This is a genomic window from Paracidobacterium acidisoli (assembly GCF_003428625.2).
GTDB classification, from domain to species: Bacteria; Acidobacteriota; Terriglobia; order Terriglobales; family Acidobacteriaceae; genus Paracidobacterium; species Paracidobacterium acidisoli.
On the sequence record NZ_QVQT02000006.1, the window covers coordinates 472,468 to 496,417 of the forward strand.

The window sequence follows — 23,950 nt, forward strand, 5'->3', positions numbered from 1 at the left end:
TCCCGATCTGAATCACGATCCCAGACCGGGTTGGTGGCTCTTACCTCACTCTGCAGACACCAGTTCAGATGCCTGGTTCTGCAGAGTGGTGAAACTACCTTTGATCCTGTTACAAAATCTCCGCGCCGGGAACCGCCGGAGGGCGTCCCGCGGCGCTCATGTCTCTTTTATAAACCTCCCCGCCGTAAAAAGGCCGGGATATCCAGGTTTTCTCCGTTCTCGTCCTCGTGCACTTCCTCTGCAGCCGCTCCGCTGGCCGGCGCTTCCGACGTCATGGCCACCGGCTCCACGGCTACCGGCTCTTCGGCCTCAGGTTCGGCAACCGCCACCGCCGTCTCCGGTTCGGCGAAGACCGAGATCACCTCGCGCGCCGTCACCGGAATGAACACCGAGCTCTCTTCCTCGATCTCGCTGGCAAAGCGCGGCGTCGCCGGACGGCTCTCGATCCGCGGCGCCACCATCTCCCGCATCTCGCGCAGCCCGGAGCTGAGCATGGTATTGCGCCGCTCCTGCGATCCCGCCCCCTCCGATCCCTGGCGGAAGCCGGTCGCGATCACCGTGATCTTCACATCGTCGCCCATCGACTCGTCCAGCACCGCTCCGAAGATAATGTTCGCGTCCTCGTGCGCCGCATTCTGAATCAGCGTCGAGGCCTCGTTCACCTCGCTCAGCTTCAGCGAGCTCGATCCGCTGATGTTGATCAGGATGCCCCGCGCCCCGTCGATCGCGCCCGACTCGAGCAGCGGCGAAGCCATCGCCGCCACCGCCGCCTCGCCCGCCCGGTTCGCGCCGCTGCGCACCGCCGTGCCCATCACCGCATAGCCCATGCCCGCCATCGTGGTCTTCACATCGGCAAAGTCGCGGTTGATGATGCCGGGGATCGTAATAATGTCCGAGATGCCCTGCACGCCCTGCCGCAGCACGTCGTCGGCGATCCGGAACGACTCGAAGAATCCCGCGTCCCGCGCCACCGCCAGCAGCTTCTCGTTCGGGATCACGATCATCGTGTCCACGCTCTCCAGCAGCTCCTGCATGCCGCGCTCGGCCTGCGCCATGCGCCGCTTGCCCTCAAAGCCGAAGGGCCGCGTCACCACCGCCACCGTCAGAGCGCCCATCTCGCTCGCCAGCGAGGCAATCACCGGCGCCGCGCCCGTTCCCGTTCCGCCGCCCAGACCGGCGGTGACAAAGATCATGTCCGCGCCTTCGAGCGCCTCGATGATCTTCTCCGAATCCTCGAGCGCCGCCCGCCGTCCGATATCCGGATTCGCGCCCGCGCCCAGTCCGCTGGTCAGCTTCGTGCCCAGCTGCAGCTTCACCGGAGCCTGCGAAAGCTGCAGCGCCTGCCGGTCGGTATTCGCCGCGATAAACTCCACGCCTTCCACGCGGGCCGCGATCATGCGGTTCACCGCATTGCCGCCGCCGCCGCCCACGCCGATGACCTTGATCTTCGCGCCGCGGGGAATTTCGTCCTGGTACTGAATACGCATTTCTTCGGGATGATGCATCGGGCTTCGGCTCCTTCGTGACTCGGTCACTCGCTCTTCGTCTGTCATGATCCGGATACGTGCGCGGATCGGTCTCTTAAACGCTTCCTGCAAAAATGGCGCGCAGTTTGGCGCGCAGTCCCTGGTCTTCCGCCGCACGAATCACGCTGGTGCGGTGGGCATAGAGCAACGTTCCCACTAACGTCGCGCACTCCGGCGCGGAAAGCTCGGCCGGCATGCGTGAAAGCGGCACCGGCACCGCAATGCGCGCCGGAACCCGCAGCAGGCTCTCCGCCGTATCCGGCAGTCCGGGCAGCCGCGCTCCGCCGCCGGTCAGCACGCAGCCGGCGCCCAGCGCCTCCAGCACGCCGCCCTGGCGCAGGTTGTCGCGCAGCAGGTGAAACAGCTCGCGCGCCCGCGGCTCCAGAATCTCGGCCAGAAACCGCTGCCGCACCACGCGCGGCTCATACCCCGGCAGCCCCATCACTTCCACTTCGTTCTGCTGCGAAACACAGGTCACCACCGCGTGGCCGTAATTGCACTTCAGCCACTCGGCCTCCGGCGGAGTCGCGTGCAGCCCCACCGCCAGATCGTTCGTAAAGTGGTCGCCGCCAATCGGAATCACCGACGTATGCGCCACCGATCCCTCGAAGAAGACGATGATCTCCGACGACGCCGCGCCGATATCGATCAGGCATACGCCCAGCTCCCGCTCATCGGCCGAAAGCGTCGCCTCCGCCGCGGCCACGGCCTCAAAGACCGTCTCCGTCACCTCGAGGCCGGCCTTGTTCGCGCAGGTGATGATGCTCTGCTGCGCGCTCGCCGACGCCGTCGTGATGTGCAGGTTCACCTCCAGCCGGTTCCCCACCATCCCCACCGGATCGTGAATCCCCGGCTGCTCGTCCAGAATGAACTGCTGCGGCAGCAGATGAATCACCTCGCGGTCCCCGGGCAGTGAGATCGACCGCGCCCGGTCGACCGCCGCCCGCACATCTTCGCGGCCGATCTCCCGCAGCCGCGTCCCCAGGCTGATGCCGCCCCGGCTGTTCACGCCGCGGATATGCGGCCCGCCGATGCCGACCACGCACTTCTCGATCGTGCCCTGCGCCACCTCTTCGGCCAGCGTCGCCGCCTTGTTGAACGACTCCGCCGCCGGACCCAGATCGGCAATCACGCCGCGCCGCACCCCTGCCGCATCCACAATTCCGTGGCCGCGATAACGCAGAGCTCCTTCATGAACCTCGGCCACCAGCACCCGGGTCTTCGAGCTGCCCGCATCGACCACCGCGATCAGGTTTTCCGGCTTCTGGCTCATCGCTTTCCTCTCGCGGCGTGATGCCGGACCACACGCTTTGCCGCATGCGCCGGATGCTTCTTCCCCGCAGCGGCCTTCGGCGCCGCCGTCTTCGCTGCCGCCTTTGCCGCGGGCGCAGCCGGTGCCGGTGCGGGCGCCGGGGGAGCTGCCATGTTCGGGTCCACATCGCTCGATCCGGCCATCTTCAGCACCACCTCGCGCTCATAGCGCAGGTCAATCGAGGCCAGATGCGGATACTGCTGCTCCCACTCCGCGATATGCGACTGATAGTTGTGCCAGCGGTTCAGAAAATCCTCTTCGCCGAAGTGCAGCAGCAGGTCCATGCCCTTCGCCGGAACCGCCGCGCGCACGTCCTCCGGGTCCGAGAGGTCCACCTCGCTCAGCTGCTCGGAGACCTTCTCGCCGCTCGAGTCCACATCGGTAATGAACTTCTGATACAGGTGCATCCGCGCGCTGCGCGTCGAGAGCGGATCGTTCGGGTCGATCCCAGTCACCACCGGGAAGGAGTAGTGCCTCGCCGCCACCATCGTCGGAGGCATCTCCAGAACCACGCCACTCGCATCCACCAGATCGATCTTGTTTCCCAGACGAACGAACGCCACCGGCGTGCGCTCCGTCACCGCCACGCGAAGCTGGTCGGGCAGCAGGCGCATCACCGTCGCCCGCTCCACCCAGGGAATCTCTTCAAGCTCTTTCTGGCGGGTGCCGAGCGGCACAAAAAAGATGTTCCGCCCGATATCGGAGCCGAAGACCGAAAGCAGATCGGCGCGGGAGAGCTGGCTGTTGCCCGCCGTCTGAATCGAGGCCGAGGAGTCGATGCGGAAGCGCGGGTCGTGGTCCAGAAAATTCCTCACAGCAAAAATGAGCGCCACGATCCCGGCCAGCAGAACAATCGCCCCCGCCGCCAGACCGATCATGCCCCAGCGGGTTCCGGCCCATCCGGGAAGAATCCCTTTGCGCACCGGCACACGCCGGCGTGTGCGCAGAAAGGGCTCATCCTCCGCGTCATCTTCCGGCTGAACGGGAAAGCGCCCGGGACGAGGGCGAGGCGTTGGCGCCGGACGGTAGAACTCATCCGGTCGTGCCTCTTCCACCGCCGCCGAGGTGCGGCCCGCATATGATTCAGTTTTTGCCACGCCCGAGCAAGGTCGTGAGAGTCGCCGTTTTGACTATAGCCTGTCAGCGGTTGTGAATCGCAGCAGGAATGAGGCGGGGGAATCAAGTGAGGATACAACCAGCAGGGAATGAATCCCCGCTCCTGCTCTTAATCCACTTCCCGCGAAATGTTCAGCAGCACGCCGATGCAGGAGAGCATGATGAACAGCGAAGTTCCGCCGTAAGAAATAAACGGCAGCGTAATGCCTTTGGTCGGCACCAGCGCCAGCACCACGCTGATATTGAAGAACGCCTGAATCAGAATCGTCGCCGTCAGACCGAAGGCCAGAAAGCGCGCAAACGGGTCCTTCGACAGCACCGCCGCGCGAAAGCCGCGATAGCCCAGGTACACGAACAGTCCCACCACCAGCAGCGCGCCCAGCAGCCCCAGCTCCTCGGCGATATTCGCAAAGATGTAATCCGTGTGCGGCTCCGGCAGATAGAAGAGCTTCTGCAGACCCTCCATATATCCCTTGCCGAAGATTCCGCCCGTGCCTACCGCGATCAGCGACTGAATAATGTGGAAGCCCTTGCCCAGCGGGTCCGACTCCGGATTCATGAACGCCAGCAGCCGCTCCCGCCGCCACGCCACGCGGAAGAGCATGAAGTACAGCACCGGAGCCGCGGCCAGCGCCGCATAGCCCAGGTACTTCATATTCATGCCCGCCAGGTACAGCATCAGCGCCGTCACGCACGCGCACACCATCGCCGTTCCCAGGTCGGGCTCTTTCAGAATCAGCGCAATAAAGATCAGGCTGGGGATGGCCGCCGGCAGAATCGTGCCGCGCCAGTCCTCGATCGTGTGCATGCGGCTCTGCAGCCACCAGGCAAGAAACAGCACCAGCGCGGGCTTGGCCAGCTCCGACGGCTGAAACGACAGCACGCCGAAGCGTATCCAGCGGTGCGTATTATGCGAGTCGCGCATGGCGAAGGCCGCCAGCAGCATCATGATGGTGACCCCGATCGCCGGAAACACCACATTGGGCTGGTTGTACTTGCGGTAATCGACCTGCATCAGCAGCGTCATCGCCGTCAGCCCCACCGCCGCCCAGATCGCCTGCCGGATCACAAAGGTGTACGGCGATCCGTGCTCCTTGGCCATCACCGCCGACGCGCTGAAGACCATCAGCAGGCCGATCACCACGAGGATCAGCGTGGCGCAGTACAGCCACTTGTCTACCCCTATGCGTTTTGCCATTCGTTCAGCCCCCGCCGTGCCAGCACGAGCTCTTTGAACACCTGCCCGCGATGTTCGTAGTTTTCAAACTGATCGAAGCTCGAGCACGCCGGAGCCAGCAGCACCACTTCGCCCGGCAGCGCCGCCTCCGCCGCCTTCGCCACCGCCGCATCCAGCGTTCCCGCGCTCACCACCGGAACCGACCCCTCGATGTGCGTATAGATCTTCTCCGCCGCGGCGCCGATCGTATACACCGCCTTCACCCGCTCCGTCAGCAGCGAGCGCATCTGCCGGTAATCCGAATTCTTGTCCTTGCCGCCGAGAATCAGGCGAATGCCGCCATCGAAGGCCGCAATCGCCTTCATCGCCGCGTCCACATTGGTCGCCTTCGAGTCGTTGTAGTAATCGACCTCGTTGATCTTCGCCACGAACTCGAGTCGATGCTCCACCGCGCGGAAGTTCTCCACCGCCGTGCGGATCGCGTCAGCGCCAATGCCCGCCAGCCGCGCCGCCGTAACCGCCGCCAGCACGTTCTCCACGTTGTGCTGCCCCTTCAGCGGAATGCCCGCGATCTTCATGATGAACTCCGGAGCCGCCTGCTCCGATGCCCGGAAGACAATTGCGCCCTCGTGCACAAACGAGCCCTGGCGCACCACGCACGTCCGGCTGAACCAGTACACCCGCGACTTCGCCCGCGCTGCCGCGCGCGACGCCGCATCGTCGTCGGCATTCAGAACCAGCGCGTCCTGCTCTGTTTCACTGGGCGCCATCTGGTTCATGAAGATGCGCTCCTTCGCCGCAACATAGTTCTCGAACGTCCCGTGCCGGTCCAGATGATCCGGCGTGATATTCAGAATCACCGCGATCTGCGGCCGGAACTCGAAGGTCGTCTCCAGCTGAAAGCTCGATACCTCCAGCACCGACCATCCGTTGTCGCTGGACTCCTCCACCAGCGCAATCACCGGCACGCCGATATTGCCGCCCACCTGCACCGGCAGCCCCGCCGTCCGGAAGATCTCCCCGCACAGCGAAGTCGTCGTCGTCTTTCCGTTCGATCCCGTAATCGCCAGCGTCTTCCCTTTCAGAAAGCGCGCCGCCAGCTCCACCTCGCCGATCACCGGCAACCCAAAGCCGCGCACCTGCGCCAGCTCCGGCGTATCCATCGGAACCCCCGGGCTCACCACGATCAGGTCCTGCCTGCGGAAGGTCAGCAGGCCATGCCCGCCGGCCTCGACCATAATGCCCTCGTCCAGCAGCGCCGGAATGTCTTTGCCCAGCGCCTCTGCGCTGCGAATATCCGAGACCGTGACCTGCGCGCCCCGCCGCCGCAGAAACAGCGCCGCCGCCAGGCCTGACTTGCCCAGTCCGACGACCAGTACCTTTTTGCCTTTGAGTTCCATAACGACTTCAGGCTATACCGTTTTGCTGTGGGAGCGCCCTTCGCAGCGTACACACACCGGTTCCCCGGGCTGCAAAACCTGGGTGCTCCATGTCCGTGTTTTCGGACATGGGAATACATTTCTCCTCCCTTACGGACGGGAGTGAGGCCATTGTCACACGTTCTGTGTGCGATTCAGCGCAGCTTCAGCGTGGTGAGTGCAAAGAGTGCAAACACCAGCGCCGCAATCCAGAACCGGGCGATCACCTTCGACTCCGACCAGCCCATCAGCTCGAAGTGATGATGCAGCGGCGCCATCCGGAAGATGCGCTTTTTGCGCAGCTTGTAGCTGCCCACCTGCAGAATCACCGACACCGCCTCCAGCACGAAGATGCCGCCGATAAAGGGCAGCAGCAGCTCCTGCCGGATCACCACCGCCACCGTGCCGATCGCTCCGCCCAGCGCCAGCGACCCCACGTCGCCCATAAACACTTCGGCCGGATGCGCGTTGTACCAGAGAAAACCGATGCTCGCGCCCACCATCGCGCCGCAGAAGACCGTCAGCTCGCTCACCAGCGGCATCCGCTGCAGCTCAAGATAATCGGCAAAGACCACATGCCCGCTCACATAGGTCAGCACCGTGAGCGCGCCGGCCGCGATGATCGTGCAGCCGATGGCCAGCCCGTCCAGGCCGTCCGTCAGGTTCACCGCGTTGCTTGAAAACACGATCACCAGCACCACGAAGATCACGAAGGGGAAAAACGCCAGCAGCCCCAGGTGCGGAAGATGACTGAGCGCGCCGATCGAAAGATGCGGACGAACGCTCTTGATGAATGGCACAATCACCTGCGTCGAATAATCGCCCCGCGTCTGCAGAAGGACCAGCGCAACCGCGATCACCGTCGAGGCCAGAACCTGGAAGCTCATCTTCGCCCGCGCCGTCAGCCCCAGATTGCGCCGCTTCACGACCTTGATATAGTCATCGGCGAAGCCGATCGCGCCGAAGGCCAGCGTCGAAAACATCACCAGCCACACAAAGGGATTCGCAAGATCCGACCACAATAAAGTCGGCAGCAAAATCGCAATGCAGATCAGCACCCCGCCCATCGTTGGCGTGCCGGCTTTCTTCTGATGCGCCTGCGGACCCTCCTCGCGAATGTACTGGCCAATCTGAAACTCGCGCAGCTTTTCGATCACATACGGACCGATCAGCAGCGCGATCAGCAGCGCCGTCCACGACGCGAACGCCGTGCGGAACGTCAGATACCGGAAGATGCGAAAGGGTCTGAAGTAGGGAAAGAGCTTCTGATAAAGGAGCCAGTAAAGCAAACTTCCTCCGGCGGGACAGGGTTTCGATGCTTATCTTACAGGCTCCCGCCGCCGCGAACCCGCCGATCTTCAGCCTGTGCCCGTTCTGTCAACGGCCATAATGCAGCAAACAGCGATCAGGGAACAGCGATTAGTCATTAGCCTTCAGCCATTAGCCATCAGGGATCAGGAGTTAAAGACCAGAGATGAGAAATTCAGATCAGGCAACAGGGATCAGAAATTCAACGATCGGGAAAAATCAGATACTCGCATCATCTTTTCTAATCCCTGATGGCTAATGGCTGAAGGCTAATGACTAATCGCTAATCCCTGATCCCTGCTTCTAACGCCTTCTCCAGCCGCACCCCGCGCGAAGCCTTCAGCAGTACCGCATCGCCCTCGCGCAGATGCTCGCGCATCCATGCACCCGCCTCTTCCGGCGTCTCCACAAACAGCGCCTCGGTCCGGGACTCATTTTGGAGTTCGCGCGCTGCCTCGACGATAAACTTCGCGTTTCCGCGCACGCCGATCACGATATCGATTCCCGCCGCTGCCGCGGCCCTTCCGCACGCCGCGTGCAGCGCCGCCGCCTCGCGCCCCAGCTCCAGCATCTCGCCCGCAATCAGAATCCGCCGCGTCGCCGGAACCCCGGCCAGCGTGGCGATCATCGCCTTCAGCGCCTCGGGGTTGGAATTGTAACTGTCGTTGATCACTGTAGCGCCGCGCACATGCAGCACCTCTCCGCGCCTGTCTCCCGGCCGCAGCTCCTCGAGCGCCGCACAGCATGTCTCCAGCGGAATCCCCGCTTCGAGGCCCACCGCAATCGCCGCCAGCGCATTGCTCATGTTGTGCTCGCCCGGCAGATGCAGATTGAGCTCCGCATGCCGACCTCCCGCCCGCACTCTGATCCGCAACCCCTCCGCTCCCAGAGCCTCCACCGCCTCCGCGCGCGGATCGGCGCACGGACCACGCCCGAAGTACACCGCTCTGCTGCGCAGATCGCGCCCAAACTGCGAGACATACGCATCGTCGCAGTTCAGAAAGGCGCTCCCGTCCGAAGGCAGCGAAGCCACCAGCTCATACTTCGCGCGCGCAATCCCGGCAATGCCGTCGGCAAAGTTCTCCGCATGCGCGTTGCCCACATTCGTCACCACGCCCCAGTTGGGCGCGGCGATGCGGCACAGCGCGGCGATCTCGCCGACTGCCGACATGCCCATCTCGATCACGGCCACTTCATGCTCCGGCTCCAGCTTCAGCAGCTGCAGCGGCAGTCCAAAACCGTTGTTCAGATTTCCCTGCGATTTCAGCACCACGAAGCGCGCCGCCAGCACCGCCGCAACCGCCTCTTTCGTCGTCGTCTTTCCCGCGCTGCCCGTAATGCCCACCACGCGTTTGCCCCAGTGCCTGCGCACCGCCGCCGCAAGCTGCTGCAGCGCGGCCAGCGGAGCATCCGCGCCCTCCGCGCCCGCAACCGTAATCAGCGGAAAATCCTTCACGCCCTCCGGCAGCGCGGCATACTTCTCCTGCGCCACCACCGCCGCGCACGCGCCGCGCTCCAGCGCCGCCTGCACAAACTCGTGGCCGTCGAAGCGCTCTCCACGCACCGCAAAAAACAGATCCCCCTGCGCCACCGTGCGCGAGTCGATCGAATATCCCGTGGCATGCACACCGGCCGCATCGCCGCCGCGCAGCTCGCCCGAGCACCAGTGCGCAATCTGTTCCAGCAGCAGCCTCATGCTCTTACTCCTGAAGCCTGATGGGCGCGCAGCAGCCTCGCCGCAACCTCCGCATCGTCAAACGGAACCGTTCCCTCGCGCAGCGTCTGCGTCTTCTCGTGCCCCTTGCCCGCCAGCAGAACAATATCGCCCGCCTTCGCCGCCTCCAGCGCCCTCTGAATGCCCCGCCCGCGATCCGTCTCTGTTACAAATTCCACGCCCGTCTCCCGCAGCCCCGGCAGCGCATCCGCGATGATCGCCGCCGGCTCCTCACTGCGCGGATTATCCGACGTCAGCACCACAAAGTCGCTGCCCTCGCCCGCCGCCCGTCCCATCAGCGGACGCTTCGCGCGGTCCCGGTCGCCGCCGCAGCCGAAGAGCGTAATCACGCGCCCGCCCGTGCCCTTCACGAACTCCCGCGCCAGCGCCGTCAGATTGCGCAGCGCATCATCGGTGTGCGCGTAATCGACGACGACGGTAAACGGCTGCCCCGCATCCACCGTCTGAAACCGCCCCGGCACGCAGGCCAGCGCCTCGGCACCCGACGCAATCTCTTCGAGCGTCAGCCCGCGCGCATGCGCCGCCGCGCTCGCCGCCAGCAGGTTATAGACGTTCACCTTTCCTGTCAGCCGCGTCCGCACGTCCACCGGGCCCGCAACCGTATGCATGCGAAAGCGCATGCCCGACGCCGTCATCTTCACGTCAGCGGCCCGAAACTCGCCCGACTCCAGCCCGTACGACAGAATCTCCGCGCCCGCTCCCCGCGCCGCCATCACCAGCTCCGCGCCGTACGGATCATCCACATTCACCACCGCCGCGCGCGGCGCGCGTCCCAGAGATCCGTCGAACAGCATCCTCTTCGCGGCAAAATAATCTTCCATCGTTCCGTGAAAGTCCAGATGATCCCGCGTCAGGTTCGTGAAGATGGCCACATCATACGGCAGGCCGTACACGCGCCCCTGCGCCAGAGCGTGCGACGACACCTCCATCACCGCCTCGGTCGCGCCCAGATCGACGCCCTCGCGAAACAGCGCCAGCAGATCGCGCGACTCCGGCGTCGTGTGCGGCGAAGATCGTACCTGACCGGGCGCACCGGGGTCCCCGGCGCGCCCGCCGTTGGCGTGATGGAGTGGCAGGTGGTACTCAATCGTGCCCACCAGCACCGTCTTCCGGCTCACATGGTTCAGCATCGCGTCCAGCAGAAAGGCCGTCGTCGTCTTGCCGTTCGTGCCCGTCACTCCGCTCAGCGCCAGCTCTGCTTCCGGATGCCCAAAGAAATTTCCCGCCAGCGCTGCCATCGCCTGGCGCCCCGTCTCCGCCGCAATCTCCGCAACGGCAATTTCCGGAAATCTCTTCGCGGTGTCGTCGAAGGCTCCCGCCGAATCCGTGACAATCGCCGCCGCGCCCTGCTCTATTGCCCGGCCGATATAGCGGTTCCCATCCGTCGTGCCGCCGCGCATCGCCAGAAAGAGCGAGCTCCGGCCCACGCAGCGCGAGTCATACTCCACGCCTGCGATCTCCGGGCTGCCGCCCGTGCGGCGCAGAATCTCCACGCCCTTCAGAATGTCGGAAAATTTCATCAGAGTCCGCTCCAGCCGATTGTACGGCGTGCGGAGCGGTTATCTCTGCGGAGGATGCCCCGCAGGCTGCGCAACAGCCGCATGTTTGTCCGCCGGGGCCGCCACAGGACTCGTCTGCGCATTCGGCGGCTGCTGCGTAAAGCGGACCACTACATCCGTTCCCGCCGGCACCATCGTGCCCGCAGCCGGAGCCTGCGCCCGCGCAATGCCCCATCCAAGCACCTGCACCGCCAGCCCCGAAGAGCCCGCCTGCACCACCACCTGCCGCACCGATTCGCCCGCAAACGACGGAACCGCGACCTTCTTATTCGGCACCGACACCGATCCCTTTGGCGCAGCAGCAGGAGCCGTCACCGCTGCCATCGACGGAACCACTGCCATCCCCGGAGCCGCCGTCTGCGTCTGTTGCGCTGTCGCCTGTACAGACGGAGATACAGCGCCGTCCGGCTTCTCTGCTCCTGTCTTTTCCCTTCCCGTCTTTTCCATTTCAGGCGCAGCCGCCTCAGGCGTCTTCGGCATCACATCCGCCGTCAAATCCTGCCCGGCTGCATCACCTGTCCCGCCTGAGCCCTGCGCCCTGATCCCTGCGCTCTGTCCATCGCCCTCTCCGTCCGCCTGCTCGCGCAGCGGATCGTCCTGCGGCAGATGGTTCACCTCGGCAAACAGCGAGTTCAGATCTTCCGGTGACTCCTGCGGCTCATCCTCCGCCTCCGGAGCCGCATTCTGGTCTTTTGCCACCAGCGTCGCCGGCTTCAGGTCCTCATCGTGCGGCACGCCCAGGTATTCGAGAATCTGCTGCGCCAGCTTCTGAAAGACCGGCGCGCTGGCCGCGGTTCCGTAATGAAACTGATACGCGGGCGAATCCATCACCACCGCAATCGTCACCGCCGGATTATTCACCGGAGCAAAGCCCACGAACGACGCCACATATTTGGTCTTCGAGTAGGTGTGCGTCGCCGGATCGATCTTCTGCGCCGTGCCCGTCTTGCCCGCAGCGCTGTATCCGTTCAGCTGCGCGCTGCGCCCCGTGCCGTACAGCACCACGCCTTCCATCATCCGGCGCATCTCCGCCGCCGTCAGCTCCGAGATCACCCGGTGCGCGCCCTCCGGCAGCGGATTCGGCAGCTCCGCCTCCGGACGAAACGTAGCCGGCTTCAGCTTCGGACTTCCCTTGCGATCGTCCGTGCTCTCCAGCAGCACATGCGGCGGCAGATACATGCCGCCATTGGCGATCGTCGAAGCCATCGTGATCAGCTGAATCGGAGTCACGCCGATCTCCTGCCCCATCGGAATCGAGCCGATCGTCGTCGGCTGCCACCGGCGCGGCGGCTTCACCAGGCCGCGCGTCTCACCCGGCAGCTCAATCCCCGACCGCTCGCCGAATCCATATCCCACGATGTACTTGTAGAACCGATCCACACCCATGCGCTGCGCCAGCTCGATCGCGGCCACATCGCTCGACTGCTCCAGGGCTTCCGTCGTCGACAGCACATTGCCGTGCGCCGCCTCATAGCGAATGGCATCGCGGTCGTCGTGCACAATACGCCCGGCCACGTTGATCTGCCCGCCCAGCGTGCGGATCTGCGCATCCGGCGTCGTCACGTGCTCTTCCAGAGCCGCCGAATACGATACCAGCTTGAACGTCGACCCCGGCTCATACACATCGCTCACCGCGTGATCCCGCAGCAGCGCCGGATTCGTGTGCCGGAAGTCGTTCGGATCGAAGGTGGGCCGCATCGCCAGCGCCAGAATCTGCCCGGTGTGCGGGTCCTGCACCACTACCGTGCCGTTCACCGCATGCGTGCGCTCCATATTTTCGTCGAGCGCGCGCTCCGCCATGAACTGAATATTCGCGTCGATCGACAGCACCAGGTTTTCTCCCGGCAGCGGCTCGTGCTCCTCGCTGTCCAGCACATGCCGCCGCGCATCGATCGCCGTCAGCACCCGTCCCGGCGTGCCGTGCAGCTCTTCGTCATAGCGCTGCTCAATACCTCCCAGCCCGTCGTCGTCGAGCCCCACATAGCCCAGTACCTGCGCCGCCAACTGCTGATCGGGATAAAACCGCTTGAACTCTTTCTGAAAGTAGATGCCCTTCAGGTTCAGCGCTTTGATCTTGGCCACCACAGCGGGCGGCTGCTTGCGCGCCACCCAGGCAAAGTTCTTTGACGCCATCATCCGCGCCAGAATCTGATGCTCGGTCGTAAAGTGATCGTCCGGATCGGTATGTACGATCTTCGCCAGAATCGCCGCATCCGCCGGCCGGTTCGCGCCAACTTCTGTGGGTACCGCGTAGACCGAATCGGCGAGCACCGTCATCGCCAGCTCCTGCAGATTGCGGTCATAGAGAATGCCGCGGCGCGGCGCCACCTCAAAGGTGCGCTCCTGCTGCCTGGCCGCGCGCTCGGTCCATTTATGGTGCTCAATCACCTGCAGAAACGTCAGGCGGCAGCAGATCAGCAGCGCCCACCCGCAGAAAATGCAGAGGATGTTCAGAATGCGCATGCGCCGCATCGGCGTCACCAGTCCGGTGGATGCGGCATTTCGCGGAGAAGAGGGATGGTCGCCGGGAGGAAGCGAAACTGGCTTCATGACCGCCATGGCTTCCTCCCCGCAGAAACAGAATCAGTACAACGAATCAATGAACGGCAGGAAGCAGCGGCCGCGCTTCTGCCAGTACCGGAGCATTCGGATCGGCGGTCACGCCTTCGGCTCCGTCAGGGCGAACCACCTGACCGGGCTGCGGCGCCGTCAGTCCAAGCTGTTTGGCCATCGTGTCGATGCGCGCCGGATCGCCCAGCTGCGCCTCAGTCAGGCGAAGCTGATGGTTCTGCTCTTCCAGCTGCTGCACCTGCTGCTTCTCCGCTTCCACGTGATAGCCGTACTCGATGGCGCTGAAGTGCTGCCATCCGTAAAACATGATCAGCCCGAACAGCAGCGCCATCGCACAGGCAAAGCTGCGCATCTCGCGCACCCGCTGCGGGTCTTCCGCCTTCACCAGACGAGTGTTGTCGAGCCGCTTGGCAAACAGAACCTCAGGCGTGGGACCGCGGCGGGCGCGGCGCTGCGCCGCCATCAGCGATGCATTGCGCTCCATCAGCCGCTCTGCATTATGGCGGCTGACGCCGATTCCGGGTTGTGCCGCAATTGCCTGTGTCGCCATCTCTCGTCTCCTGAACTTCTGCGATCAGCGCTTAGCCGTTAGCGATCAGCCATTAGCCATCAGCCATTAGAAAGTCACTTTGTCCTTAATCGCTGATCCCTGTTTCCTGATCTCTAATCCTTGCTTTCCTTCCAGTGACCGGGCCTGGGCCGCTGAATCGGAAGGATGTTTACTGCTGAAGTCGTCTTGCGGAGCATTTACTTTCGCCTTGTACAACGGTGGGACGACCCCGGCCCGATCTTTTCACTACAGCGATCAGTGATTAGCCATTAGCCATTTAGCCATTAGAAAGTCGCTTCGTTCTTAATTGCTAATCCCTGATCTCTGTTTCCTGATCTCTAATCCCTACTCGCTAATTCCTGATCCCTGATCCCTGCTTTTCCTCTCCGCCGCTCTCAGCTTCGCGCTGCGAGCCCGCGGATTGCGATCCGTCTCCTCCGCTTCCGCCGTCACCGGCTTCCGCGTCAGTACCTCGTAAACTCCCTGCCGCGCTCCTTCGCGCAGCGCATCTTTTACCCGCCGGTCTTCGAGAGAGTGGAAGCTGATCGCGACCAGCCTTCCCTCCGGCTTCAGCAGCCTCGGCGCCGCTTCCAGCAGCGCTTCGATCTCCTCCAGCTCGGCGTTGACATAAATTCGGAGAGCCTGAAACGTCCTGGTCGCCGGATGCAGAGCATGACGCATTCTGTCCGATTTCATCGCCGGGGCCGCGGCCGAAACGATTCTGGCTAGTTGTGCCGTCGTCGTCACCGGCCGGGCCCTGACAATGGCTCTGGCGATTCTCCGCGACCTCCTTTCCTCTCCGAATTCGTAAATCAGATCGGCAAGCTCTTTTTCGCCGGCCTGGTTTACCACCTGTTCGGCAGACACCCCCTGGCGCGGATTCATCCGCATCTCCAGTGGCCCGTCCGCCTGAAAACTAAACCCTCTGTGCGCGTCGTCGAACTGCATCGAGCTCACGCCGAAGTCCGCCAGCAGACCATCGAGACTCGCCGGTTCCAGCAGCTCGCCCGCCTGCGAAAACTCCACATCGTGCAGCACTACTTCGGGCATCTCCGGCCCCAGCTCCTCTTTCAGAGCCGCCAGCCGCTCCCTCGCCAGCGCCATCGTCTCCGGATCGCGGTCGAAGGCGATCAGCCTTCCCTCCGGACCCAGCACCCTGGCAATCGCCGACGAATGCCCTGCATAGCCCAGCGTGGCATCGGCATAGGTGCCGCCTCGCCGCACATTCAGGTATCGGATCGCATCTTTTAAAAGAACCGGCACATGCCGACTTTGTTCGCTCATGTGCTCCCCCTCGGGGGTAAAAACTCTTAACAGCCAGTCCGCTTACAGCTTCAGGCTCGCCAGCTCCCGCGCATCGTCCACGGTCAGTTCGTTCTCTTCCATCTCGCGCTCGTACTCCTCGCGATTCGCCACTTCCAGATACTTCCCTTTGCCGATCACCAGCACATCGCCGGTCAGCTTCGCCTTGTCCCGCAGAATCTGCGGGATAAGCACCCGCGCCTGGGTGTCGATCTCCGACGTGTGGCCGAAGTAGTTCACCCGGTCCATCAGCTTCTTCTTCGCCGGATTCATATCCGGAATCTCGGCCAGCTTCAGCTCAATCGCTTCCCAGTCCTGCATCGCGTGAATCTCCGCCCGCTTCCCGTCCCGGCTCGTGATGAAAAAACGGATGTCGCCGCGCTCATCGAATCCGTGCCTGAACTCCGCCGGAATCTTCAGCCGACCCTTTTCATCCACCTTCGCCGGGTTGTTGCCGCGAAACATTTGCGAAAACCCCTTGCCAGATCCAGTCCATCCGGTTCAGGCTGTCGAGAGTGAGGCTTTATCGACCCCTGCCTGCTTCGGTTAAACCGTGAAATCAGCCCTCAGACTCCATTTTGGGCCACTTCACTCCACAATCCTGGCGCATGGCTGGTACCGTGTCAAAGGGAAAAACACCTTATTTCGGGGCAAAAATGAGCAATTTCCGGGGGGTCGGAAGCGCCGCTGTGGAAACCTCAAGGAATAGCGGGAATTCAGATCGTTAACCACTACCAGTAGTGGTTAACGAGTTTGGTTCCGTTTTAGCTTCTGCCTCTTGTCAGATCGCCCGGCTCAAGGTAAGTCGAAAACCCGCCGATAGATACAACCTTCTTCCCGGCAGATTCATCCACGCGCTCCGCGCCGGCGCTCGCGAATGCGCGCCTGCACCACAAACACCAGATACACCACCACCAGCACATTCACTGCGGTCACGCCGGCCTTCATCCACGTCAGGTGGCGATGCATCTCCCAGAACTCCCACGGCAGAAACGATGCCGTAAGAATGATGGTCACGTATTCGGCCCATGCCTTCTGCAGCACCAGGCCGATGCCTTCAGTCGCGTGCAGCGCCGCATAGCCGAAGATCACCGCGCTGATCTGACGCAGCCGGTGCGGATCGATCATCGCCACCCGTTCGAGGATCAGGTTGACCAGCCGCCCTTCCGAGTTGAAGCGCAGCACGTTGATGAAGTGTGTCGCCACGTCCACCAGGTCCGCGCGGCGCAGCAGCAGCTTCACCGCGCCAATGCCCAGCAGAACAAACAGCGTCGCCTCCACCAGCTTGTAGACGCCGATCGCGATCAGCCATTTGTCGTGAACGGAAGACGATCGTTCCGTGCTGTGATCCTGTTTCGTGGGAGCCGATGCTGACATGTGCAGCTTTTATTCTCGCACCTGCCGGTCCCGTCTACCCACATGCCTCAGCCAAAACGCGGCGATGCACCATGCGTGAAAACCGTTGGATCATCTCGCTTGCGTCCCGTCGAAGCCATCTTTCGGCAAAGCATTCCTGACCGCAATCCGCTCCTGCCAGGCCGCGCGTTCTCTCTGCGTACGAATCGATGCGGCACGAGCATCGCGCAGGTCAACTAAGGGAGGAACTTACGTGGAAAATCTCAATCGGCTGGCAGGAAAGCGCCTCTCGCGGCGCCGATTTCTTGCCGGAATCGGAACAGGCGCCGGCGCTGCTGCCGCGCTGACCGTCGCTGCAGGCTGCGGCGGCCACAGCAATAACAGCTCGTCCACAGGAACAGGCTCCGGACCCGGCACAGGCACCGGAGCCACCATCACCGATACGGACATCCTCAACTTCGCGCTCAACCTCGAATACCTCGAAGCCGAGTTCTACCTGCGCGCCACCACCGGCTCAGGCCTCTCTTCCACCGACTCCGGCGGCACCGGCACCGTGACCGGCGGCGCGATGGTGCCCTTCAAAACGCCCGCCATCCAGCAGTACGCCGTCGAGATCGCAAATGACGAGCTGGCCCACGTTCGCTTCCTGCGGAAGGCCCTCGGCTCCGCCGCCGTCGGCCGTCCCGATATTGATCTCACCAACAGCTTCAATGCGGCGGCCATGGCCGCCGGCATCGGCCCGGCCTTCAACCCCTTCGCCGACGAGAACAGCTTCATCGTCGGCGCCTTTACCTTTGAGGATGTGGGCGTCACCGCCTATCACGGTGCGGCCACTCTGCTCACCGTCTCCTCCGACCTCGCTGCCGCAGGCGGCATTCTGGGCACCGAGGCCTATCACGCCGGCACCATCCGCACCCTGCTCACCCAGCTCGGTACTCCTTACATTACTTATGCCAACCAGATCTCAGCCCTGCGCGCATCCGCCGGCGGCGGAGCGGAGACCACACTCTCCAGCACCTCCATCGTCGCCTGCGACTCCAGTTCCATCTCCTGGGACCGCACCGCAAGCCAGGTTCTGCACATTGTCTATCTCAGCGCAATGGCAGGAGTGGTCAGCAAGGGTGGCTTCTTTCCCAGCGGCCTCAACGGCACCATCACCGCGACTACCACCTAGACGAGAAATGGAAATGGAGAACTCTCACATGGATCAGACACCCATCGAACCGTCCCCGGGCAAAAACCGCCGCTCCGCTCTCCTGCTCGGCGGAGCAGCCCTGGCCGGCCTCGCCCTTACCCGCAGCGCCTTCGCGCAGTCCACGGTCTCCGACTCGGATATCCTCAACTTCGCTCTCAACCTTGAATTCCTCGAGGGGCAGTTCTATACCCTCGCCACCACCGGCATGACCCTCGACCAGGCCGGCATTTCCACCAAAAGCGGCAGCGGCACCGCCGGAGGAACGGTCTCCGTCAAAACCAGCCCGATGGTTCCCTTCACCACGCCGCTTCTCCAGCAGTTCGCTGCTGAAGTCGCGATGGACGAGCAGAACCACGTCAAATTCCTCCAGTCCGCCCTGGGCTCCTCGGCAGTCGCCCAGCCCAACATCGATCTGATGGCCAGCTTCAATACCCTTGCCCAGGCCGCCGGTCTGGGATCTGCCTTCGACCCCTTCGCCAGCGAGACCAACTTCCTCCTTGGCGCCTTTATCTTCGAGGATGTCGGCGTCACCGCCTATCAGGGAGCCGCCACGCTCCTCTCCAGCAAAACCTATCTGGACAAGGCAATCGGCATTCACAACGTCGAGGCTTATCACGCCGCTTCCATCCGCACCCGCATCTTCCAGGCAGGTACCGCAGCGCAATCGGCATCGCAGGCCATCGCCGCCGCCCGCGCCTCGCTCGACGGCACCGGCAACGACGACATCGGCGTCAGTGTCGGCAGCGGCGGAGCGGCCACCATCGTCGACAACGACGCCAACGCCATGACCTACGCCCGCACCACCGCGCAGGTTCTGAAGATCGTCTACGGCGGAGGCTCCTCCGGCGGCGTCTTCTTCCCCAACGGCCTCAACGGAACCATTAAGTAAGTAACCGTCATCAGCGCAAACGACACAGGGCCGGAAGCTTCCTCATTCCGGCCCTCTCGTTTGTGGCCGCGACAGATGCTCTTTTCGCTCCGGTCTGTACGAATTCCGTACAGAGCCCGCACGGATCACGCTTTTCTCGCCTTTGTTCCGAGACTGCTGTATGTTGAGGAGCGATGCGTCACCGCTATACCTGGTCGACCGAGAGCTGGGTCCCGTGGCCGCCCGCTCTCGTCTTCGCCTTTTTCGCCAATCCGCAGAACCTGCCGCTGCTCTCTCCGCCGCGGCAAAAGATGCGCATCGAGGAGGTGAAGATCGTCGCCCCGCCCCCCGCTCCGGCCACCGCCGACGCCATGCGCGGCTTCCACAACGTGGCCGCCGGCGTGGGATCGGCCATCACGCTCAGCTTTCGGCCCTCCCGCATCTCCCTCAAACGCACCACATGGGAGGCGCGCATCGCCGAGTTCGTCTGGAACCAGCACCTCTGCGATGAGCAGGTGCGCGGCCCCTTCGCCTTCTGGCAGCACTTCCACCGCGTGAAGGAGCATGCCCATCAGGGCGCGTGGGGAACCCTGATCATCGACCAGATCGCCTACGAGCTTCCCCTCGGCCCCATCGGCAGCCTCGCTCACGCCCTCTTCGTACGCCGCCGGATCGAGCAGATGTTTGCTTACCGCCAGAAGCGCCTGGCCGAGATCCTCGCCCGAACCGGCAAGGTCTTCCAGAAGGCCGGCGCGCAGCGCTTCAGCGGACTGAAAGACCGCAGTACATAGATCAGGGATCAGGGATCAGGGATTAGGGATCAGGGATTAGCTGTTAGCCATCAGGAACAGCCATCAGGAACAGCCATCAGGAATGAGCGATCCCCAATAGCCCTTCGTCCTTAGCTGTCAGAGCATCGGGTGCCCCATGTCCGGATGTTCGGACATAGGCTCATGCAGTTCTTAGAGATAAGCAACCACCAGAAAATCTGTGCGTCCGGGCTCGAACAGCTAATGGATAACAGCTGATCCCTGATGGCTGATCCCTGCCTTTAATGACTGATCGCCAGCCGCCGCTTCGTCGGCAGCCACGGAGCCAGCTTCTCCAGCGCCGCCTCCACGCTGATGCCGTGCCGTGCCCGCAGCGCGTCGACCTTGCCGTGCTCGATGAACCGGTCCGGCCAGCCGATCCGCACCACCGGCGTCTCGATCTGCATCTCGCTCAGCGCCTCAAGCATCGCGCTGCCAAAGCCGCCCATCAGCACGTGATCTTCAAAGGTCACGATCGCGGTCACACGCTTCGCGTACGCCGCAATCAGGTCCTTATCCAGCGGCTTCACGAATCGCGGATTGATCACCGCCGCCGAATATCCGCGCTGCTCCAGCACATCGGCCAGCTCTCCGGCCATCGGCAGCAGCGCGCCCAGCCCGAAGATGGCAAAGTCGTCGCCCTCGCGCACCACCTCCGCCTTCCCGATCGGCAGCGCCTTCGGATGCGTCTTCACCGCCGCGCCCGGTCCGGTTCCACGCGGATACCGCACCGCGCTCGGCCCCTCGTGCAGCATCGCCGTGTACAGCATATCGGCCAGCTCGTCTTCGTCCTTCGGCACCATGTGCACGATGTTCGGAATGCCGCGCAGGTAGCTGATATCGAAGAGCCCGTGATGCGTCGCGCCGTCGTCGCCGCTCAGCCCGCCGCGGTCCATGCAGAAGACCACCGGAAGATTCTGCAGACAGACATCGTGCACGATCGGATCGAAGGCCCTCTGCAGAAACGTCGAGTAGATCGCGCAGAACGGCCTGTAGCCGCGCGTTGCCATGCCCGCCGCAAAGATCACCGCATGCTCTTCGGCAATCCCCACGTCGAAATACTTCTTCGGATGATGCGGCCGGAATAGATCGAGCGCCGTCCCGTTCGGCATCGCCGCCGTAATCGCGACCAGCTTATCGTTTTCGTTGGCCAGCTTCACCAGCGTATCGGCAAAGACCTCGGAGTACGTCTTCTGCCCCGCCGGCTTCGTTTCGCCCGTCTCCGGATCGTACGGCCCCAGCCCGTGAAACTTCTTCTGCTTGTCGAGCGCCGGCTGAAAGCCTCGTCCCTTCTGCGTAATCGCGTGCAGAATGACCGGCTTGTCCTGCTGCTTCAGAAATTTGAAGGTCTCGATCAGCAGACCGATATTGTGTCCATCGAGCGGCCCGTAATAGGTCAGCCCAAACTCCTCGAAGAAGACCGACGGCCACAGCAATCCCTTCGCCGCCTCTTCGGCGCGGCGCACCACATTCACCGCCGCCTTGCCGCCCACCTTTTCCAGCAGCCGCTGCGCGCTGCCGTGCAGGTGCGAGACGTGCTCGTTGGTGACGATCTTGTGCAGATACTTCGCAATCGCGCCGACATTGCGGTCAATCGACCACTCGTTGTCGTTCAGCACCACGATCAGCCGCTTCGTCTGCTCCAGATTGTTCAGCGCCTCGAACGAGATGCCGTTCGTGAACGCCGCATCGCCGGCCATCGCAATCACGTGCTCTTTGCCGCCGGCCATGTCGCGCGCCACCGCCATGCCCAGCGCCGCCGACAGCGCCGTGCCCGCATGCCCCGCTCCATAGCTGTCGTGTTCGCTCTCGGTGCGCAGCATAAAGCCGTTCAGGCCGCCCGGCTGCCGGATCGTGTCCATCTTTTCGCGGCGTCCCGTCAGCAGCTTGTGAATATAGGCCTGGTGACTCACGTCGAAGACAAACCGGTCCTGCGGCGTGTCGAAGACGTAGTGCATCGCCAGCGTCAGCTCCACCACGCCCAGGTTCGGCCCCAGGTGCCCGCCGGTTCTTGAAAGTGTGAAGATCAGCCGTTCCCGTATTTCCTGTGCGAGGGACTCAAGCTGCGGGATCGTGAACCGCTTGATATCGGCAGGCGAATGGATCGTATCGAGTAATTTGCCCATGCAGTCACCAGAGATGCGGCCGCCCCCCGGCTGTTCCGGCAAACCCGGCCCGGGGAAGGGCACCCTGCCGCCTGAATCAAAAAAGACCCCGCAGAAATGGGGCCTCTTCCATCGGCAAACAGGTTGTCTCTGAGGTGCAAGTATAACAGTTTTATAAAGATTTTCCCGCCGCGCACAGGAAGGAAGCAATGCTCTCCCGCACCGGCCCGCAATCGCTCGCCGCCGCGGCGCGCCAGGGCAAATCCGCTCACAGACTGCTCATCTGTTTCGGAATTCAGAAGAATGTCCCGGAGTTCGGCACGCTCAGACTCTGAAGCTCAGAGCCGGAACCCGGAATTATGCGGGGAACAAAAACCGCAGCATCGGCATTACCCGCAGCGCCCAGGCCGCTTCGTCGTGCGTTCCGCCGGCCACACGCTCATAGTGCAGATCCGCTCCGTCGCGCCAGCCGTGGGCCAGCAGCCGCCGGTACAGCAGATCGGTATCCGCGATCATCTTCTTCGCTTCCGCGTCGCCGGCATCCAGCCAGATCCTTGCCCGGAGCGGCACCAGCGGAGCCATCTCGTTCACCAGCCCCACAATCGACTTGTGGTGCCACCACACCGACGGCGAGTGTACCGCCAGCCGCCCGAAGAGCTCCGGATACTTCAGCCCCAGATACAGCGTCGCCAGCCCGCCCAGCGACGATCCGCCCAGTCCCGTGTGCTCGGGCCCATACATCAGGCGGTAGTTTGTCCGCAGAAACGGAAGCAGCTCCTCCGTCAGCAGCTCGCCGTACTGCGCCGCTTCGCCGCCGCCCATCTTCCAGTCGCGCGTCGGCGTGTACTCCGCCATCCGCCGCTCGCCGGTATTGGCCACCCCCACAATCACCAGCGGCTCAATCTCTCCCGCGGCAATCGCCGCGTCCGCCGTCTCGGCCATGCGCCATGTCCGCCCCTGCACAAACGAGGTGCGCGGATCGAACAGATTCTGCCCGTCGTGCATCACCAGCACCGGATACCGCCGGTTCGTCTCTTCCTCATACCCGGGCGGCAGATATACCGTCACATCGCGGTCGTCCGGCAGAAACCGGCTGTGAAACTTCGTATGCACGCGCAGGCGGGCGCGCCGCGTACGCTCGCGTGCTCTCTCCTCGGCCGCCGGAGGCGGCTGCATGGGAGCAGATGCTGGAATCTGTGTGGCCAGGCCCTTGTCTCGTCCTTCCCGTCTCGTCGTCTGCCGCCGCACAATTCTTTCCATGCGCCCGGAGGTATGCCTGTTACATTAACAGAGCATGAACCGCGAGTATCACAAATGGTGGTCGCCACGCCTCAGCCGTGACATGGAGCTGCTCATCTTTGGCCATGCCGGCGTGCCCGTCATCGTCTTCCCCACCTCGCAGGGGCGCTTCTATGAGTTCGAGGACCGCGGCCTCATCTCCGCCATCGCCCACAAAATCGACAACGGCGAGGTGCAGCTCTTCACTCTCGATAGTGTAGATGCGGAAAGCTGGTACAACCGCAACGTCCTGCCGCGCTGGCGCATCGCCCGCCACATGCAGTACGAGAGCTATGTGATGGAGGAGGTCCTCCCGCTCGCCCGCCGGAAGAACCCGAACCCGAAGCTCATCAGCCTGGGATGCAGCTTCGGCGGCTACCACGCCGTCAACATCGCCCTGCGCCATCCCGACCGCTTCACCGGCTTCTTTTCCATGTCAGGCGCCTTCGACATGACCCGCTTCCTCGGCGGCTATTACGACAGCGATGTCTACTTCAACACGCCGCCGCACTACCTCCGCAGCCTGAGCGATCCCTGGTACTTCGACCACTACCGCCGCAACACTTACCTGCTCTGCTCCGGCTGGGACGACCACTGCCTCGGCGACAACCAGGACCTCGCCCGCATCATGGGCGAAAAAGGCATCCCCCACCAGCTCTGGACCTGGGACAGCTACAACAGCCACGACTGGCCCACCTGGGGACGAATGATGAACGAATATCTGTAAGTGAGCCAGGCGTGCGGGTGAGCACGAAGCGAGCGCCG

At 63.3% G+C, this 23,950-nt stretch carries 19 protein-coding genes; 4 read left to right on the forward strand and 15 right to left on the reverse strand.

What is annotated here, in order from left to right:
* Positions 1 to 167: 167 nt before the first annotated feature.
* The 13 genes from ftsZ to D0Y96_RS17980 form a co-directional block, all read right to left on the reverse strand.
* A complete protein-coding gene (gene ftsZ, locus D0Y96_RS17920; protein WP_117302619.1) occupies positions 168 to 1,505 on the reverse strand; it encodes a cell division protein FtsZ in 1,338 nt (445 codons plus the stop codon).
* A 76-nt stretch (positions 1,506 to 1,581) separates the two neighbouring features.
* Positions 1,582 to 2,799: a cell division protein FtsA gene (gene ftsA / locus D0Y96_RS17925; protein WP_117302621.1), complete on the reverse strand. Its 1,218-nt coding sequence runs from the start codon at positions 2,797 to 2,799 to the stop codon at positions 1,582 to 1,584.
* The gene (locus D0Y96_RS17930) at positions 2,796 to 3,935 is read right to left on the reverse strand and encodes a cell division protein FtsQ/DivIB (protein WP_117302623.1); all 1,140 of its coding nucleotides are present in this window, start codon (positions 3,933 to 3,935) and stop codon (positions 2,796 to 2,798) included. Before D0Y96_RS17930 ends, ftsA begins: the two co-directional genes overlap by 4 nt.
* 128 nt (positions 3,936 to 4,063) lie before the next feature.
* Positions 4,064 to 5,152, reverse strand: a complete 1,089-nt coding sequence (ftsW, locus tag D0Y96_RS17935) for a putative lipid II flippase FtsW (protein WP_117302624.1) — start codon at positions 5,150 to 5,152, stop codon at positions 4,064 to 4,066.
* A complete protein-coding gene (murD, locus tag D0Y96_RS17940; protein ID WP_117302626.1) occupies positions 5,137 to 6,531 on the reverse strand; it encodes a UDP-N-acetylmuramoyl-L-alanine--D-glutamate ligase in 1,395 nt (464 codons plus the stop codon). The genes ftsW and murD overlap by 16 nt, the downstream gene beginning before the upstream one ends.
* A 173-nt stretch (positions 6,532 to 6,704) precedes the next feature.
* On the reverse strand, positions 6,705 to 7,838 hold the full coding sequence (gene mraY, locus D0Y96_RS17945; RefSeq protein WP_117302628.1) for a phospho-N-acetylmuramoyl-pentapeptide-transferase: 1,134 nt from the start codon (positions 7,836 to 7,838) through the stop codon (positions 6,705 to 6,707).
* Between the two features lie 302 nt (positions 7,839 to 8,140).
* Complete coding sequence (locus tag D0Y96_RS17950) at positions 8,141 to 9,553, reverse strand: UDP-N-acetylmuramoyl-tripeptide--D-alanyl-D-alanine ligase (RefSeq protein WP_117302630.1); 1,413 nt, start codon at positions 9,551 to 9,553, stop codon at positions 8,141 to 8,143.
* Positions 9,550 to 11,112, reverse strand: a complete 1,563-nt coding sequence (locus D0Y96_RS17955) for a UDP-N-acetylmuramoyl-L-alanyl-D-glutamate--2,6-diaminopimelate ligase (protein WP_117302632.1) — start codon at positions 11,110 to 11,112, stop codon at positions 9,550 to 9,552. The genes D0Y96_RS17950 and D0Y96_RS17955 overlap by 4 nt, the downstream gene beginning before the upstream one ends.
* A 39-nt stretch (positions 11,113 to 11,151) precedes the next feature.
* Complete coding sequence (locus D0Y96_RS20615; RefSeq protein ID WP_286676439.1) at positions 11,152 to 13,701, reverse strand: penicillin-binding transpeptidase domain-containing protein; 2,550 nt, start codon at positions 13,699 to 13,701, stop codon at positions 11,152 to 11,154.
* A 46-nt stretch (positions 13,702 to 13,747) separates the two neighbouring features.
* Complete coding sequence (locus D0Y96_RS17965) at positions 13,748 to 14,272, reverse strand: FtsB/FtsL family cell division protein (protein WP_117302634.1); 525 nt, start codon at positions 14,270 to 14,272, stop codon at positions 13,748 to 13,750.
* Between the two features lie 345 nt (positions 14,273 to 14,617).
* Positions 14,618 to 15,556: a 16S rRNA (cytosine(1402)-N(4))-methyltransferase RsmH gene (rsmH, locus tag D0Y96_RS17970; protein WP_117302636.1), complete on the reverse strand. Its 939-nt coding sequence runs from the start codon at positions 15,554 to 15,556 to the stop codon at positions 14,618 to 14,620.
* Positions 15,557 to 15,598: 42 nt separating this feature from the next.
* Positions 15,599 to 16,039, reverse strand: a complete 441-nt coding sequence (locus D0Y96_RS17975) for a division/cell wall cluster transcriptional repressor MraZ (RefSeq protein WP_117302638.1) — start codon at positions 16,037 to 16,039, stop codon at positions 15,599 to 15,601.
* Positions 16,040 to 16,420: 381 nt separating this feature from the next.
* Positions 16,421 to 16,951 (reverse strand): DUF2127 domain-containing protein, encoded by a 531-nt coding sequence (locus tag D0Y96_RS17980; RefSeq protein WP_117302640.1) that lies wholly within the window; start codon positions 16,949 to 16,951, stop codon positions 16,421 to 16,423.
* Between the two features lie 232 nt (positions 16,952 to 17,183).
* Here D0Y96_RS17980 and D0Y96_RS17985 point away from each other — a divergent pair, with 232 nt between their 5' ends.
* From D0Y96_RS17985 to D0Y96_RS17995, 3 genes are all read left to right on the forward strand, one after another.
* Positions 17,184 to 18,104: a ferritin-like domain-containing protein gene (locus D0Y96_RS17985; RefSeq protein WP_199480438.1), complete on the forward strand. Its 921-nt coding sequence runs from the start codon at positions 17,184 to 17,186 to the stop codon at positions 18,102 to 18,104.
* Positions 18,105 to 18,132: 28 nt separating this feature from the next.
* Positions 18,133 to 19,014 (forward strand): ferritin-like domain-containing protein, encoded by an 882-nt coding sequence (locus D0Y96_RS17990; protein ID WP_158562470.1) that lies wholly within the window; start codon positions 18,133 to 18,135, stop codon positions 19,012 to 19,014.
* A 173-nt stretch (positions 19,015 to 19,187) separates the two neighbouring features.
* On the forward strand, positions 19,188 to 19,784 hold the full coding sequence (locus D0Y96_RS17995) for an SRPBCC family protein (protein ID WP_199480440.1): 597 nt from the start codon (positions 19,188 to 19,190) through the stop codon (positions 19,782 to 19,784).
* Between the two features lie 260 nt (positions 19,785 to 20,044).
* Here D0Y96_RS17995 and dxs read toward each other — a convergent pair whose 3' ends face one another.
* The gene (gene dxs, locus D0Y96_RS18000; RefSeq protein WP_117302644.1) at positions 20,045 to 21,928 is read right to left on the reverse strand and encodes a 1-deoxy-D-xylulose-5-phosphate synthase; all 1,884 of its coding nucleotides are present in this window, start codon (positions 21,926 to 21,928) and stop codon (positions 20,045 to 20,047) included.
* A 336-nt stretch (positions 21,929 to 22,264) separates the two neighbouring features.
* Positions 22,265 to 23,167, reverse strand: a complete 903-nt coding sequence (locus D0Y96_RS18005) for an alpha/beta hydrolase (protein ID WP_117302646.1) — start codon at positions 23,165 to 23,167, stop codon at positions 22,265 to 22,267.
* A gap of 34 nt (positions 23,168 to 23,201) precedes the next feature.
* On the opposite strand from D0Y96_RS18005, the gene D0Y96_RS18010 reads away from it, so the two are divergent.
* The gene (locus tag D0Y96_RS18010; protein ID WP_117302648.1) at positions 23,202 to 23,912 is read left to right on the forward strand and encodes an esterase family protein; all 711 of its coding nucleotides are present in this window, start codon (positions 23,202 to 23,204) and stop codon (positions 23,910 to 23,912) included.
* The last annotated feature ends 38 nt before the right edge of the window (positions 23,913 to 23,950 follow it).

Coding starts and splice junctions, on each gene's coding strand:
- D0Y96_RS17975 (WP_117302638.1), bottom strand. CDS start 16,039: ATGTTTCGCGGCAACAACCCGGCGAAGGTGGATGAAAAGGGTCGGCTG.
- D0Y96_RS18005 (WP_117302646.1), bottom strand. CDS start 23,167: ATGGAAAGAATTGTGCGGCGGCAGACGACGAGACGGGAAGGACGAGAC.
- ftsZ (WP_117302619.1), bottom strand. CDS start 1,505: ATGCATCATCCCGAAGAAATGCGTATTCAGTACCAGGACGAAATTCCC.
- D0Y96_RS17955 (WP_117302632.1), bottom strand. CDS start 11,112: ATGAAATTTTCCGACATTCTGAAGGGCGTGGAGATTCTGCGCCGCACG.
- D0Y96_RS17995 (WP_199480440.1), top strand. CDS start 19,188: ATGCGTCACCGCTATACCTGGTCGACCGAGAGCTGGGTCCCGTGGCCG.
- ftsA (WP_117302621.1), bottom strand. CDS start 2,799: ATGAGCCAGAAGCCGGAAAACCTGATCGCGGTGGTCGATGCGGGCAGC.
- dxs (WP_117302644.1), bottom strand. CDS start 21,928: ATGGGCAAATTACTCGATACGATCCATTCGCCTGCCGATATCAAGCGG.
- rsmH (WP_117302636.1), bottom strand. CDS start 15,556: ATGAGCGAACAAAGTCGGCATGTGCCGGTTCTTTTAAAAGATGCGATC.
- D0Y96_RS17965 (WP_117302634.1), bottom strand. CDS start 14,272: ATGGCGACACAGGCAATTGCGGCACAACCCGGAATCGGCGTCAGCCGC.
- D0Y96_RS17980 (WP_117302640.1), bottom strand. CDS start 16,951: ATGTCAGCATCGGCTCCCACGAAACAGGATCACAGCACGGAACGATCG.
- D0Y96_RS17990 (WP_158562470.1), top strand. CDS start 18,133: ATGGATCAGACACCCATCGAACCGTCCCCGGGCAAAAACCGCCGCTCC.
- D0Y96_RS18010 (WP_117302648.1), top strand. CDS start 23,202: ATGAACCGCGAGTATCACAAATGGTGGTCGCCACGCCTCAGCCGTGAC.
- D0Y96_RS20615 (WP_286676439.1), bottom strand. CDS start 13,701: ATGAAGCCAGTTTCGCTTCCTCCCGGCGACCATCCCTCTTCTCCGCGA.
- D0Y96_RS17950 (WP_117302630.1), bottom strand. CDS start 9,553: ATGAGGCTGCTGCTGGAACAGATTGCGCACTGGTGCTCGGGCGAGCTG.
- murD (WP_117302626.1), bottom strand. CDS start 6,531: ATGGAACTCAAAGGCAAAAAGGTACTGGTCGTCGGACTGGGCAAGTCA.
- ftsW (WP_117302624.1), bottom strand. CDS start 5,152: ATGGCAAAACGCATAGGGGTAGACAAGTGGCTGTACTGCGCCACGCTG.